At 33.4% G+C, this 13962-nt stretch carries 15 protein-coding genes; 6 read left to right on the top strand and 9 right to left on the bottom strand.

What is annotated here, in order from left to right; translation table 11 throughout:
- Positions 1-123 precede the first annotated feature (123 nt).
- The gene (locus ACRRS0_RS18570) at positions 124-3435 is read right to left on the bottom strand and encodes a hypothetical protein (protein WP_432451721.1); all 3312 of its coding nucleotides are present in this window, start codon (positions 3433-3435) and stop codon (positions 124-126) included.
- A 540-nt stretch (positions 3436-3975) separates the two neighbouring features.
- Between ACRRS0_RS18570 and ACRRS0_RS18565 the strand changes: the two genes are divergently transcribed.
- The gene (locus ACRRS0_RS18565; protein ID WP_432451722.1) at positions 3976-4506 is read left to right on the top strand and encodes a hypothetical protein; all 531 of its coding nucleotides are present in this window, start codon (positions 3976-3978) and stop codon (positions 4504-4506) included.
- 3 nt (positions 4507-4509) lie between these two features.
- On the top strand, positions 4510-5484 hold the full coding sequence (locus tag ACRRS0_RS18560) for a hypothetical protein (protein WP_432451723.1): 975 nt from the start codon (positions 4510-4512) through the stop codon (positions 5482-5484).
- Here the strand turns inward: ACRRS0_RS18560 and ACRRS0_RS18555 are convergent.
- The 5 genes from ACRRS0_RS18555 to ACRRS0_RS18535 all read right to left on the bottom strand — a co-directional run bounded on the left by ACRRS0_RS18555 (position 5459) and on the right by ACRRS0_RS18535 (position 8749).
- Positions 5459-6574, bottom strand: a complete 1116-nt coding sequence (locus ACRRS0_RS18555; protein ID WP_432451724.1) for a hypothetical protein — start codon at positions 6572-6574, stop codon at positions 5459-5461. The two genes, ACRRS0_RS18560 and ACRRS0_RS18555, sit on opposite strands and share 26 nt — an antisense overlap.
- A gap of 23 nt (positions 6575-6597) precedes the next feature.
- Positions 6598-7338 carry an endonuclease gene (locus ACRRS0_RS18550; protein ID WP_432451725.1) on the bottom strand — a complete coding sequence of 247 codons (741 nt, stop codon included), beginning with the start codon at positions 7336-7338 and terminating at the stop codon, positions 6598-6600.
- A 221-nt stretch (positions 7339-7559) separates the two neighbouring features.
- Entirely contained in the window at positions 7560-7763 is a 204-nt protein-coding gene (locus tag ACRRS0_RS18545; RefSeq protein ID WP_432451726.1) for a hypothetical protein, read from the bottom strand.
- Between the two features lies 1 nt (position 7764).
- Positions 7765-8292, bottom strand: a complete 528-nt coding sequence (locus ACRRS0_RS18540) for a hypothetical protein (RefSeq protein WP_432451727.1) — start codon at positions 8290-8292, stop codon at positions 7765-7767.
- Positions 8285-8749: a hypothetical protein gene (locus ACRRS0_RS18535; RefSeq protein WP_432451728.1), complete on the bottom strand. Its 465-nt coding sequence runs from the start codon at positions 8747-8749 to the stop codon at positions 8285-8287. Before ACRRS0_RS18535 ends, ACRRS0_RS18540 begins: the two co-directional genes overlap by 8 nt.
- A 246-nt stretch (positions 8750-8995) precedes the next feature.
- Here ACRRS0_RS18535 and ACRRS0_RS18530 point away from each other — a divergent pair, with 246 nt between their 5' ends.
- Genes ACRRS0_RS18530 through ACRRS0_RS18520 form a run of 3 tightly spaced genes read left to right on the top strand, consistent with a single transcriptional unit; the run spans position 8996 to position 10152 of the window.
- Entirely contained in the window at positions 8996-9307 is a 312-nt protein-coding gene (locus tag ACRRS0_RS18530; protein ID WP_432451729.1) for a hypothetical protein, read from the top strand.
- Entirely contained in the window at positions 9300-9590 is a 291-nt protein-coding gene (locus ACRRS0_RS18525; RefSeq protein WP_432451730.1) for a hypothetical protein, read from the top strand. The genes ACRRS0_RS18530 and ACRRS0_RS18525 overlap by 8 nt, the downstream gene beginning before the upstream one ends.
- Positions 9550-10152, top strand: coding sequence for a hypothetical protein (locus tag ACRRS0_RS18520; RefSeq protein WP_432451731.1), 603 nt, complete (start codon positions 9550-9552; stop codon positions 10150-10152). Before ACRRS0_RS18525 ends, ACRRS0_RS18520 begins: the two co-directional genes overlap by 41 nt.
- 9 nt (positions 10153-10161) lie before the next feature.
- Here ACRRS0_RS18520 and ACRRS0_RS18515 read toward each other — a convergent pair whose 3' ends face one another.
- Positions 10162-10335 carry a hypothetical protein gene (locus ACRRS0_RS18515; protein ID WP_017035601.1) on the bottom strand — a complete coding sequence of 58 codons (174 nt, stop codon included), beginning with the start codon at positions 10333-10335 and terminating at the stop codon, positions 10162-10164.
- A 78-nt stretch (positions 10336-10413) separates the two neighbouring features.
- Positions 10414-10728: an XRE family transcriptional regulator gene (locus ACRRS0_RS18510; protein ID WP_432451732.1), complete on the bottom strand. Its 315-nt coding sequence runs from the start codon at positions 10726-10728 to the stop codon at positions 10414-10416.
- Between the two features lie 348 nt (positions 10729-11076).
- Between ACRRS0_RS18510 and ACRRS0_RS18505 the strand changes: the two genes are divergently transcribed.
- Positions 11077-11346, top strand: a complete 270-nt coding sequence (locus tag ACRRS0_RS18505) for a hypothetical protein (protein WP_432451733.1) — start codon at positions 11077-11079, stop codon at positions 11344-11346.
- 27 nt (positions 11347-11373) lie between these two features.
- On the opposite strand, the gene ACRRS0_RS18500 is transcribed toward ACRRS0_RS18505, so the two are convergent.
- Positions 11374-12894, bottom strand: a complete 1521-nt coding sequence (locus ACRRS0_RS18500; protein ID WP_432451734.1) for a hypothetical protein — start codon at positions 12892-12894, stop codon at positions 11374-11376.
- Positions 12895-13962: the final 1068 nt, after the last annotated feature.

The following is a 13962-nucleotide window of genomic DNA, read 5'->3' as shown; positions in this document are numbered from 1 at the left end:
GTAGTATTCCTTTGTTATATTCAGAATTACCACACGTTCATAATATTTCAATTTAGATATAATTTAAGGTAAAAAAAAGACCGTAAATACAGTCTTTTTAATTTCAATCACTATGTAAAAGTTTTAATCATTTTTACCATTTTTCGGATTGTTTTTATTTATATCATTTAATAAATCATCTATGTCTTTCTTGTCTTTGTCAGACCTAACTCGAAAAGATATTTCTTGTTTCAACTCAGGAGATTTCATATCATCCATAGATTCTTTAGATTCTTTAGATTCTTTAGTAGATTTCTCTTTGGCTTTAATAGGAGTATCTGATTCATTGCTAACTTTAGTATTTACAGATTTATGTTGATCAACGCTACTTTTCATTGCTGATTTTTTCTTCTCTAAATTCTTCTGCCCCATATTTTTCATAGATTTTGACGGTGCATTCGCAATTTTTCCGATATGGTCTTTCAAGTCATGTGCCAAGTAACCACCTACAGCCGCAGTCATAGCATCAGAAGATTCTCTACTTGTTGGTGCATCAGTTTCAAAGATTTTATGAACGTAGTCTTTAGTATCAGATAAAACAGATAGTATAAATTTAAGACAGAAATAAATCATTGCTATCGCTAATGCTATTATGATTGCAATTTGAACAAATATGTTAGTTTCAACATCAAAGTATTTTATGAATAAATCATAAATCACGCCACCGTATGACGATGTAAGAAAGTGAAAAAACAGAGCTGTTAACAACAACATAAGAACTATGTTTATACTAAATGATTTTACTAACTTCACAGCAGGGTCGAAGTTCATCAGTTTATCTAACGCATCTTCTTCATCATAGTTTGAAAGAAATACGATAGTGTTTTTAACCATCAAGAAAATTACTAATGGAATGAAAACAGCAAAGAAAACTAGCCCAAGTAATGGAAAGATGAAAGTTGTAAATAAATCACCGATTGACGGAAGTAACAAACTTACTTTTAAACCTGCCGTGATTACACCAGTAAGAACTAGAGAGGGAGTTACGATTGTATTATCAATTGCATCTGCACCATACATGATTGCACATAGTGCCTGACCAAAAACACCTGCTCGACTCATTTTCATACCACTACCAACATCAACAGAAGTTAAATCACATAGTTCTGCTCCTGCCGTTGCTCCAACCTTAAATGCTGTAAGGTAAAGAGTTGCTTGTAAAAACTGCTCTTTAAGTGCTGAAACTATCTGAATCGCATTTGCAACGCACTTCGTTCCTGTTTGATCATATACAGGGCATATAGGTTTAAGCATTTCAGACATGTTACCTTTTGCTTCTAACTTACGTTCAAGTTCTAACTCATCTAATGCATAAGCTGTATCTTTGAAATATTCACTTAAGTCAAAATGTTTTAATCCTCTTGAAGTTATAATAGTTCCAAGATCTAGATTTCCTTCATCATCATGAAGCTGCGAATATGTGTAAAATTTTTCAAAGTTGAAATACACTTGCGGTTGATTTGTGTCTTTATAAAGTTCACCAAGATCGTTAGAAGTAAATTCAGCGTAAAAACTATCAGAAACCGTATTGAACGACTGCATCAGCTTTTGCTTCAAGTCTGTAAAAACCAAATGTGTATCAACAGAAGATTGAAATGATGTATCTAATGTATTTAAGAAATCGACAAGTAAATCATCATTTAACTCAGGCTTATCAAGAATCAATTTAGTGCTTGCGTTGTCCATTGCAGTTAACCACAACATCACAGCTCTGTTTCTTTGTTCAATTTCTTTTTCTAAAGATTTGAGGTCAGCAGGATTTGCACCAGCAACTAATTTATCACCAACGAATTTATAGCAATGAGGTTCTGATACTCCTCCGAAAGTTCCTAGTGTGTGCAATGGTTCATCTTTGTAAGAGTTGTAAAGCGTTGCATAATCATCTCTATCTTTATAACGATTCCCAGATCCATTTTGACCATCAGTTCTAATACATTCTTTTTCTAGAGCCATACGTGATGTCTCATTTACAAATTCAAACAAATAGTAGTATCCGATCTCGTATTTATCATCAATGTAATCAATCTCAGAACCGTTGTTAGGTTTGTATCCTGCCAAAGTTGCGTTTTTGAATTGTTGAGCCGCAACCGCTGATAAAGTGATTTGGTCGATTGAAGACATATCATCAATTGAGAAATTAAAAATATCACCCATACGCATTGTATGACTTGCTTCAAGCGTTTCGTAACTAGAAGTTTTTTGTGGATCACTATTATTCTCATCAGCATCAGCATCCTTGATTGCTGTAAGTGCAAGTTGCAACTCTGATTCAACCAACTGAACATTTTCAGAAGCTTTTTCTGAAACTTTTTCTAATAGTAAATTTGCTTCACCAGCTTGTTTGTCGAATGCAGCTTTCATCTCTTGAGTTACATTTAAATCAGTTGCCATGTCAGGTTCGATTAAACCTTCAAGAAACCTTGTGATTGCTGTGGAAGTTTTAGAATGATTGTTTGCTATAGTTTCTTCCCAACCATAATGTTTAGAGCAATTCCATTCGGATGTATTGCCACCGCTATACATTTCAGCGGTAACAGGAATATAAGAAAAACTTAAATTCATTACATGAATCTTTACCTCTGAATTTGTCTCAGCTCTATCTAACTTCTCACAATGTTTTCTGTAATCGTTATACTCTTCAAAAGTCGGATGTTTTGTATTTGACTCATCACCCATAATTGTTGCATCAAGAGTCATACGAGTTCCAAACCATTTTTTTCTTAAGTGCTGTTTAGTAACTTCATTTCTAACTGAAGTCATTTGAACTGACGCATACAGAAGAGCGTTGTTTTGATTCAATGCAGGAGCAATATCTTCAAAGTTGGCATCACGGACAGCTTCAAAATCACCAAAGGCTGCATTCTCTAAACTAACAAAACTCATCCATCCATTTAGCCAAGCAAAAATGAATACGAGTATATCTGCAAACTTAAAAATCAAGACAGTTAGCAAACCACCAAAGACAGCATAGATTCCACCTTTAGATGTTTCTTTTTGCTTAATCGAAGTGATAGCAGGGATAGTGAAAAAGGTTGCAACGATTGCACCAAAGATTACAGCACACCACTGTATGAAAGTTTGATTGTGATTCTCTTCTGGCATCGCATCTTCAATTTCCTGATACCTATGCGTTCGATTTTTTATGAAGCCATCAATGAACCTAACATTGTCTTTGTCTGCAAAAGCTTCAATAGTTGCAATATACTTTGTTGCATCTATAACTTCAGAACATGGCATGAATGAATCGTAATTATCTAAATCACTTTTAAAGAAACCGTTCTGTATCTTCAGGGTAAATTGAGAAGCAGGTATACAATCTTGTATCTCCCCAGAATCAGCGTTAGCGTTTGTTGCTAATGTAATTAGCGACATAAATATAATTATTAAATGTTTCAAAATAATATCTCCTTGTTAATATACTAAATAAAACATAGGCAGGGATATTTACAAGAAACGCAAAACGTGAATTAAATATTTTACTTTAAATAACGCAAAAGATAGATTTCATACTCTGAAATATTTTTGTGCTAAATGATGCTTTTTTCTATAACCATTAAGATCAGGAAAAACACAAAATAAAAAGATAGAGTTATAAACCTCAGATTTCTCGAAATCTGAATAACTCCGAGGATTGCATATAAAAGATTTTTAGGAAATAAATGCAAGACAACACTTTTCTACTCTATAAAATACAGAGAGTAGCTTCGCCCCTCTATATTTTATTTTCGTTCCAAGTGAATTAAAGTAATAACAAACATCCTTCAAAATTACTTCGTTATTTTCCCTATATGTTTACTATTATTTACTCCCTTCGGTCGGTGTTTGGTTCTTTTTCTATCTTTTTCTATATGCATTATTTGATCTTTTTCTGAATTGTGATTATTTAGATATTAGGGAATTAAAACAAATCATATTGAAAAAATAGGAGATAAAAATATGAAGAAATTTAGCGCAGTAAAAACTCTAGAGAAAGTGTTTAAAGCAAAAAGCATCAAACCAGTTCAGACATTCAAAAGAACAAGATATGACGAGATGAAAGAACAGCTTTCAATGCTTACAGGGATGATTGATTCTCAACCAGAAGATAAGAAACAACGTCTAACTACCATGATTGATTCGTTGATAAAGAACGACTTCAACGAGTTCAACAAAGCTCTTTCTGATGTTAAAGGGACCCAGGGAATTTCAACATCATCTAGCTTGTATAATCACTTCTTTTCTAAGTGCGAAGAGCTAGTAAAAGCAGATGAAGAACTGATTGGAAACAGCAGCAAGGAAGCAGAAAAAAACGAATCTGTAGAAATTGACAAGCTACTTCAAACGCTCAAGTTCAAGATTAGAAGCTTACTGGATTGCTTACTTATTATAGAGATATTTTCAAAGCGTATGAGTGAAGCAGACAAGCAAAAACTGTTAGATTACATAAAGGCTTTTTCAACAAAATCTGTTGATAAAGAACAGGTGTAACCTATGGCTAAATCAAAACACAAGCCATTTAACTACTCATCAAATCCGCACGAAGAAACGTTATATAACGACTTGGTGAAAGAGTTAGGTTACAAAAAACGAACTACTTTTTTCAAAGATGTTCTTCACGATAAGCCTATCATTCTGACTTCTACGGAAGTCGGTGATTACGCAAATCAAGAGCCTAAATTCAAACCTAATGCTGTGCAGATTGAACAATTCGATAGTTTTTTCAAGAGCAATTATAAAGCTTCAAAAGGTGATGATATTGATCTTGATAGTTATAGTAAAATTACTCATTTAACGAAGCTTTTGAATGAGATGGGAGCAACACATCATCAGTTTGGTGATGTGTGTTTAAAGCTACTAACTAAGATATTAGTTAAGTTTGATTTTGAGGTTGGTGCGCCTAAAATCATACCATTACCACACGATAATGAACTGAAGAAATCAATACATCTCAGGCTTAAATCTGCCAAAGAAAAACAAGGTAAACGAACTCAACAAAAAGTGGTAATTGGTGATTTAACGTCTGTTGACGAACAAGTAAATTCACACCCATTAAACCAAGAACAGATTGATGTGAGTCCAATCATTCAAGCACTTTTAGATTCTATAGGAGCGATAGAAACAGTTAAGAATGGGAATGGAAACTCTGAGTTTCTTGATGCTAAAACGAAGCAAATAGAAAAGATGATTAAGACCCTATCAAAACCAAAAACGTTCTATTTCAATCACGATTTGGTTTTCGACAAGCTGAAAAACATCAACATTTATAGTTACTCTCACGAACCTGAAAAGCTAGATTTAATCACTCAGTTCACATCAAATATGAGCGACTTAAACAGCAGCATTAAAGATTGTCATTTGAAATTTAATGACGAAAAAGCAACGAAAAAAGATAAAGTTCAAGCGGTGTATGACCTTAGAAAAAAAGTTAAATCTGTTACTCTTAATCAAGTGGAACTGCTTCTGTAAGAGCAGTCGATAACATCAGTTTTAGTTTTAGAAAAAGCTCATTATCGGAATCTTCCGTTGAAAAGTTAAACCTGTCATTGGTTGCTGTGTTAAACCTCTTCAAATAGTAATCTAAGAGTGGATCATACTTCTCTCCATGAACCCAAGAGTAGAACTTTCCTAGTTCATAACTTAGCTCTTTCCTTAATGCTGATTCAGGAGAAATGAGGTGTCCATTATCAAGATCTTCAATGTTAGCTTGTTGAAGATTTTTTTTGATTTCTTCAATCAACGGGAGAAGTGAATTTTTGTAAGATGACTCGATAACTTTCAATTCTGGATCATCAATGCTTGCTTCAAAGATGATAATTAAGTCACCAATCACACCGTTATAATAATCATTATCTAGCCTTGCTTTTGATTCATTTCTCAAGATGTAGAGCATTTCAAGTGGGTCTGATTGAGTGGCAATAGGTTTTTTAGATAACCCTATCTTAAATTCTTCAAAAAGCTGATTAATTTTAGATGATATAACGTCAAGGTAGTTATATCGTTTGATTAAGAATGCGCTCAATTCAGAGGCGTTAAGGTGCATTGGTAAATCAGCTTCACCAACTTTGTTACTGTATAGATGGACAGTTAATTCACCACTGTTCATATGACTATCAAAAGGCCAACTTGCAAACCGTCTACTGCCAGAGTTATTCAAGTTTACAGGATGAGCACCAAAGCAAGCCCTGATAGATTTGAAATAGGTATTATCATCTTCTTCATCAAAGAGCCGATCTGAAAAACATTCTCTATCACCAGAGAAAGGAAGTGTTTTAGGATTAATGAATACTCGATGGAGTTGAGTAATTGATTCAGAAACAAGGTCGATTGAAGAGATCAGCGAAAACATACGCATGACACGAACATCAATGTTGTCGTCTTTGTCTGGTAGGTTTTCTAAGTGCCTTACAGAAACAGTAAGCCAATCCATACATGAACAGATTAAGTTCCATAGATTTTTACCGTTTCGGTTCTGGTATTCTTGGCAGATGAAATGTGAGTTAGAGTTAACCAAGTCTCTAAAGTCCGAAATTTTATCATCGCTAATATCTATTTTCATTTATGAAGTATCAACCCTATGATTTATTGACCAATGTTATCACACCTGCCTTGAACAACACTGTTCGTATTACCTTGAAGTGCAGTGATTCTTCTAGCTCTTTCACATTCCCATTTATCGACAGGATACATCTTGTCCCACGCATTCATGAGTTGTCGTTGCGATTTGCTCATGCTGTATCTATAGTAAGTTGAATCCATATATAAGTAGGTTCGAGCGATACGACCTCTTGCGCTTTCAGGTGGTTCTGCTTTGCGGTTTTCGATCTTCATTTCACAAGAACCAAAATCACTTTGTTCATCAGGTAGCATAGTAAAGTTGTAGTTGCTTCTTAAAGCGTTCACAGCGCCAATAGCAGGGTATAAGTTAAACATATCAGCTTGCATATAACGATATTCTTTATTCACCTTCTCAGCGCATTTACGACCTTTAAAACTCTTTCCTTTACTGTTTACGCATTGCTTATCACCTTCACGCCATTCAACGAATGTTCTACCGAAATTTTCAGCAGGAACAACGTGTTCCCATTCTATTTTTTTAGACCGTTTAACGTATTTATCTGTGTGAAATCCATCAGGAGGCGTAACCAGTTTTTTACTATCAAATTCAGCACCGCAGTATAAAGTAACTCTATGATCGGCATACACCTCCCGTTCAAGGGTATTCTTAGCTTTACTGAACGAATCAATAGTCTGGTTTGCAGCTAAAGACGATAAAGGGACAAGTAGCAGTAGAGTAAAGATGGAAGAGGTTGGTTTTTTCATATGATGAGTCCGTATCATATCGAATGTGTTTAAAATTTATATCGACTATAGCAGGAAAAGAATCATATTTTCTGATTGTATTATAATATTTTTAGATTTTGCTATTTACAAAGCTCAAAAATGATGTTCAATATAAATATAACATTATAAGCAGATGTTATATTTCTTTGTTAAGTGTAACCTTGTAAAAAACATCTCATAGTTGAGATGTTTTTTTGGTTCTAAATTTCAAACTGCAAACAATGGTAAGAAGTGCCGCATTCACTACAAGTCATTACAATATCATCATCTTGACTACACAAATCGCTGATCTCTGAACGTTCATATTCGTGTTCTAAAACACCACCACATTCACACTCATTTTCATCATATTCTTCTTCATTCTCGTTGTATCTTTCTGCTTCTAAATCTGTAATGAATCCCATATCATTCTCCTTTGTTCATTGTGGTTCTAGTTGATTCATGATGTTTTATATGGGATTTATAGGTGTCGATTATAAGATTTATTCGATCTATCACTCTCGAATCATCACCACCAAAAGAAAATTCATAGACAAAAATTTCTTTATCGACTTCTTCTAAGAACGCCACTCTCTTTTTAAGTGATTGGTATAGTATTTCTCTAGGCATATTATGGTAGTAAGCCTCATTATCAGAACAATAGTCTGATTCAATTTTAGGAAAGAAGTTTTCAAAGCCTCGTGAGCTAAACTTGTAATTTTCAGACCTTGTAAACTTCAAGCAGTATGGATCAACGTTTCCAATTTCTTGTTCTGTAAAATCACTGCGAAGTTGTTTTTGAATGTCAATTGATACAATCTCATTAAGAATACTCTCTTCCGTTTTTTCAAAAACAAATGCACTTTTGAAACCAAGGTGAGCATTGCCGATTGCGAGCGTGAAAATTGAGATAGCAAGACCGAAAGTTATAGGGCTAATTTGATTCTTAAACATTATCAGCCTCCTTTTCAATCGCTTCATTTCTCATTCTGTTCAACGTTACAACATAGATAAACACGCAGAATTTAAATGCAGGTAAAGCGATAAGAACAGCTTCCATCAAACTTTCTGGAATCATCATTTTTGGTGAGTATGACCAGATGTATAGCAACTCAAAGAAAGTTACTACAACCATTGTAAGAACAACGTGAAGGTTATCCTTTATATACCCAAGTGTTGAATTTAATATGTTGTCATTATCATTAAATGAACGAATAAAAACTAAATACATGTAAGTAGTAAGTAATGCTAAATACATACATGTTTCGGCTTGTTCTAATGGTGAGTAAATCTGGCTTATAAATAATGCCATTATAAAAAAGATTGGACTTTTCCACATCCCTCTAAATCTATATGTTTTTGCAAGCTCCGTATTTGAAATCCATTGTTTTATTTTTGTTAGTGTATCCATTTTAATATTCCTTGTTTGTTATGTAGTTTCCTACATTTATAGGAATACCATTTCATCTTGTTCTGTCAAAAAAATGTTTAATATTTCTTGATTTTTAAAATATTTTAAATAATTTTTGATGTTCAATTTTTACCCATCTATTAATGTTTTTACCCACTAAATCACATTGAAAAATAATTTAAAAATCCTAGGATTTTTGCAAAATATTTTTTGTGTGTTTTCTTATAAATAACCGAGGGAGGAAACATGGCAGTAAAGAATATGACTGAATATCTCAATGAACTTGTTGAGACATTCTTAAAGAAAAAAGGAATGGAAGATGTTGAAGAGCTTCATTGTGAAAAAGGTGCGATAAGGATTTCAGAATCGAAGTTAAAGCACGTTCTTCATTCTGCTTCAAGAAGCGAAGCAGGCTTTAAAATCTACTATTCACAATACAAAAAAGGGAATGGATACAACGTGTTCATCAACAAAAGCTTTGCAAATTATGCTTACCAGCGAATTTCAAAACTCAACATCTACAAACAAAAATTAAAAAGGACTAAGACTAATGGATAAGTTAAACAAAATTTATAAAAACAAGATTGTGATCGCTGCATTAGGAGTGATTGCATTGATAGATACAGCATTCGCAATTGACTACTTCACGACTGATCACGAAGCGAGAGATTGCATAGGAACTCAGTATCAAGCACTTCAGACGATGATGAATGATTATGATAATTCTGATTCTCTTTCAAAGATTGATTTGGGTAAAGTCATTGCACAGCAAACTGAGCTTATAAATGAAATGAAGCGCAGTGATGAAGTGGCAAAACGCTACTGCAAAGGAGGGAAATAAAATGAAGCTAGATATGAAAATTCTTGGGATTGGTTTTATTGCTGTAATTGTTTTATCACTTTCAATTGAACATTGTTTTTCGATTTTCTTTAATCCAAATGCTCTGTTAGTAAGCACAGATTCATACGAACATTTGCTAATGGGAAGGTTGCAGTTAACATTAATAATATCCCCCGTTCTTGTGTTAATTCTTCCTTGTTCAAGACAACACATATTGACGAATGGATTGCTGCTTATGAGTTTTTCTTTTGTTTCTTTTCTAATCGTTTTCAATAATGGATTGGGTGAAGAAGACTTGATTGACCCAGTGTTTCTATCTGATGTGTCATTTGATGAGAAGAAAGAACATTATATAAGTAACATTGAAATGATAAAGAAAAATAATCTAATCCTAGATGAAAATTTTAAAATGGAACGATTGATTGAAAAAGAAGAAGATCTAAGGAAAAGGGTTGGTAAAAGTATACACGAACTGAATTTAGTAATAGAAAATCTCAACACTATTATAATAGAGAAGGAACAATTAAAAGATAAACATTCAGAAACAACAAAAAGCCTTTAGGGGCTTTTTTTATGCGAAGCATTCTTTCGGTTCTCTTGCTTCATCAACAGCAAGATAGACCGATTTAAGAACCTGATGAAGCTCTTCATTAGTCAAATTTGTCTTAGCCAAATCTTCATAAACTGGTTGAAGAAAAGGCGGTAAATCAGAAAATAACTGTCTGTAATATCTGTCATTATTCATACTCAATCCTTTTTATATGCCATATATAAGATATATAACATTAAAAATTACTTTTAAAAGAGTAAAGCATTAAAATATTTATGCTGATTTTCGTTTAGTTCTGGGATGTTCATGTTTAGCTTGTTCAATTTTAGCTTTAAGAATAGTCTCATCAATCAGAATCTCTTGAGTAATGCTTGATGATTTGTTCTTTGAAATGTAACCGCCCATGTTTTCAAGCATTTTGAGTAATACATCTATCTTGAAATGTTTTGTCTTTCTTGATAGCAGCATTGAAGTTCTAGGTTGACTAATACCTATTATAAAAGAAAGTTGATTCTGAGTTAAGTTGTTAGTTCTGTAAGTTTTATCTATAACTTTTATGATGTTGTTTTTTATCTTGTCGTTTAACATGTTGTTATCTCCTTTATGTATGTAATATTTATTATCACAATTTAGATATAATGAAAGTTCTGAATTTAAAAAGGTCTAGGTTTTGGCTGTATCTTCAAGATTTTATTTTTATCCTGTTAGGATTTTGATGTTGTGATTTTCGGTCTGAAGTTTTCGTTGGCGTTTGTGTTGGTCATGTAAGATATATAAGACATACAAGGCATATAAGATGTATATCATGTATAAATATATATCACATATAAGTGTATAAATGTATAAATGTATAAATATATATCACAAACAAGTTCATAATGTTTGATGGGCTAAGTATGTTTTAGTATAATATGTATATATTAAAAGGAGATATTTATGAACATTTCAAAAACTACTATAAACTTTGCAAAGAAAAGACTTGTTGAATTGTGTGTTGATGAAGATAGTGTTTCTTTTTACCCATTGAATGATGAAGGTGTAGAACCAGCATTGATTTATTCAATTCAAGATACAGGGTTTTTCTTTAAGTCGAACATTTGGCTATCTGACCAAACAAAAGAAGATTTGCCGCATTGGTTGATGGACGAGAAAATGCTTAGACGTATGATTGATTTCATTGCACAAGAACTAAATTCAACCCACTAAAAAGCTTCCCTTTAGGAAGCTTCAATTCTACATCGTCAACGATGAACGAGATTTTCTAGCAAGCTTTTGGTCTTGCTTTGGTTCATCTAGTTCTAACTCAGGCAACGGTTTTTGTGTGAGCTTTTCACCCTTTAACGTATCTAAGGATACTTTCGCCTCTATCAGCTTCATAAGCGACTTTTTAACAGCTTCATCACGATTATCAGGTTCATCACCAAAGTATGCATTATCAGCGATTCGTTCAAGTAGCTCTGATTTATCAGTCTCAAATTTATGATAATCAATTTGGTCAGTAACAATCGTAAAACCCTCTTTGTCTTTAACAGATAGAAACGTTGTTTCAACAGTCATACCATCAGCAACAAGCTCTTGCTCAAACTTGATTCCATAATCTTCAAGTTCTTTCAAAGCATTCTCAATTCTATAATTATATAAATTCGTAAGAACGAAATCTGAAGCTTCTATTCCGTCTTCGTAGCCTTTTACTAAACGTTCAGGATGTTCTACAAGGTCAGTCGAGTATCCATTGTTGTATCTGACACTTGCCCCAAAAGTCGAAAAAATACCTAATTTGCTTGAGATTCTTACTGCGCTCGATTCAGCGGTTACTTCTTCTTGATCATAATCTAAAGCCGTTGTGGGTAGTAAAGCAATTACTGGTTTACCCGTTTTTTTATTAACCTTATTTTCTATTGGGAATCTATTGAAAATAGTGTGATGACCAGTGGAATGAGAACACTCATGAGCTGAAATTTGAAGGTAAGATTCAGGGTTTTTATAGCGTTCATACGGTGCGAACATCATCTGATGTGGAATTGGAGCGTATGCTGAAAGGTCTCTATCATCGAGTTCTATAGCCTTTACACCATTTGATGCTATGAGTTCTTGCCTTAGATCCAACAGCTCTTGATTGTGTAGAGCAGGGTCCATCTTTATTTCTCTAAGTCTCTTGTATTCCATCAAGTAAAAATGCTTCTCTATGAATTTCTCAGGTAAGTGATCAAAGAACGGTTCAATTGAACCTACAGCAGTATTTGTCGTGTTTCTATAGCTGTAATAACCTTTTTTCTTCATTTCATCTTCAGATAGATCTTTAGTCAGTTCTTCATATTTCACCTTTGATAATTTCAGTGGTGCTTTCTTCCCTTTTTGTCTCTTTCTATAAACCTCATACGATTCAACAATGTTTCCACCGTGTTTATACTCCTTCATTATTTCACCAATGGATAGGTGTTTTGATGATTCTGGTAGTGCGTTTTCATCAATTAACTTTGTGAAGAATGTTTTGAATGCATAGTGAGGAGCTACCATAGGGATGTTGTATCTATTTTCTGTTTGAGAAACATCTAATAGTAATTGGTTTGAGAAGCTGTGAGGTTTCCCATTAAGATTTATATGCATACCCCTAACTAATCTTTTGAATTGACCAACTTCTATTTGTTCTGTTTCTTCTACCTTCTCTTTCGCACCATCCTTTATCATTCTTGTAATAATGTTTGCTGTGTATTGTTTTCTTTTTGAAAGTTTCGTTTTTGTTTCTTGCTCCATGATATTTTCTCCTTGCTTATAAGGATTCATTACCACGAATTAGGGAATTTGAAAGAAATGGAGCAATAGTTCAGAAAAGCGATTCAGCTTTTTTTTAGTAGGTAAACGCAAAACATAGCTTTAAATCTTCATTGATAGTCCTGGTTAATTTCCCATAAATAACTGATATTGCGTTGTTTTTGGGTTATTAAGAAAAAGTTAAATAAAAATAACTATTGACTGGGGTTGTGGTTATGTGATAGTGTAATGGCACGCTAACGGATACGTTAGTGCAGGCAAGGAAAAGTAGCCGACAGTGCTAATATAAAGCATATGGTCAGAGGAATGACCGAGTAGGAAGCTCATTACTGTCAGACATGGAAGGTCGTAAGAACAGTAGTTAAAAGCAAAAGTTAAGACCACATATCTTACTTTTCTGCATTTTAACAGCCAGACAAGCGTTAAGTCGCTTGTCATAAAAAACGATGATTTTTAGTTTAAACAACAAGAGGATACATTTAGACAGAGTTCAATAAAGTTATACAGTTAAGATTATTGCCAATATTATTATAATATTTTTGGATTAATCCATCTTTGCTACTTTCGCAAAGTGAATTCTCGAATTAGATTATGATAAGTAAGTATATAGGATGGTTGTGCTTGAATCGTATCAAGATAACTTGAACTATAACTTTTCATTGGGATAGATCTATCTAACTTAAGTGAGTTAGAATTTACGTGTAGCTATACTCTAAGCTAAATACCTCAGTTATAACTAACTTTCATCCAAGGCTTGTTAATTTGGAGAAAAGTTATGCCACGTAAAATACAAACAATCAATTCAAAACCTAAGAAATCAACGATCTTATCTTCAGATATTATTGTCGATTTATCACGCCTAAATTTTATATCTTTCTTTAAAATCTTGAATAGAACAATTCAAGACTCTCTTTTACGACTTCCAATTATTTAAACAAATCACGCTCACTTCGAGCGAAATTTAAACCCTAATTTTTCAATTTGAACAAAACAAGTTCAGGGGATTTTTGCGCCCAAAATTTAGCAAAAAAGAAGCGGAAGACTTCAAGC

The sequence above is a fragment of the Agarivorans sp. QJM3NY_29 genome, from assembly GCF_050870835.2.
Lineage (GTDB): Bacteria > Pseudomonadota > Gammaproteobacteria > Enterobacterales > Celerinatantimonadaceae > Agarivorans.
The sequence above is the reverse complement of the archived record's forward strand: the minus strand, read 5'-3'. Positions and strand labels throughout refer to the sequence as shown.

Excerpts from the sequence above, each read along its gene's own strand:
- ACRRS0_RS18510 (WP_432451732.1), bottom strand. The coding sequence starts at position 10,728 with ATGTTAAACGACAAGATAAAAAACAACATCATAAAAGTTATAGATAAA.
- ACRRS0_RS18540 (WP_432451727.1), bottom strand. The coding sequence starts at position 8,292 with ATGTTTAAGAATCAAATTAGCCCTATAACTTTCGGTCTTGCTATCTCA.
- ACRRS0_RS18530 (WP_432451729.1), top strand. The coding sequence starts at position 8,996 with ATGGCAGTAAAGAATATGACTGAATATCTCAATGAACTTGTTGAGACA.
- ACRRS0_RS18555 (WP_432451724.1), bottom strand. The coding sequence starts at position 6,574 with ATGAAAATAGATATTAGCGATGATAAAATTTCGGACTTTAGAGACTTG.
- ACRRS0_RS18545 (WP_432451726.1), bottom strand. The coding sequence starts at position 7,763 with ATGGGATTCATTACAGATTTAGAAGCAGAAAGATACAACGAGAATGAA.
- ACRRS0_RS18565 (WP_432451722.1), top strand. The coding sequence starts at position 3,976 with ATGAAGAAATTTAGCGCAGTAAAAACTCTAGAGAAAGTGTTTAAAGCA.
- ACRRS0_RS18525 (WP_432451730.1), top strand. The coding sequence starts at position 9,300 with ATGGATAAGTTAAACAAAATTTATAAAAACAAGATTGTGATCGCTGCA.
- ACRRS0_RS18500 (WP_432451734.1), bottom strand. The coding sequence starts at position 12,894 with ATGGAGCAAGAAACAAAAACGAAACTTTCAAAAAGAAAACAATACACA.
- ACRRS0_RS18515 (WP_017035601.1), bottom strand. The coding sequence starts at position 10,335 with ATGAATAATGACAGATATTACAGACAGTTATTTTCTGATTTACCGCCT.
- ACRRS0_RS18550 (WP_432451725.1), bottom strand. The coding sequence starts at position 7,338 with ATGAAAAAACCAACCTCTTCCATCTTTACTCTACTGCTACTTGTCCCT.
- ACRRS0_RS18535 (WP_432451728.1), bottom strand. The coding sequence starts at position 8,749 with ATGGATACACTAACAAAAATAAAACAATGGATTTCAAATACGGAGCTT.
- ACRRS0_RS18505 (WP_432451733.1), top strand. The coding sequence starts at position 11,077 with ATGAACATTTCAAAAACTACTATAAACTTTGCAAAGAAAAGACTTGTT.
- ACRRS0_RS18560 (WP_432451723.1), top strand. The coding sequence starts at position 4,510 with ATGGCTAAATCAAAACACAAGCCATTTAACTACTCATCAAATCCGCAC.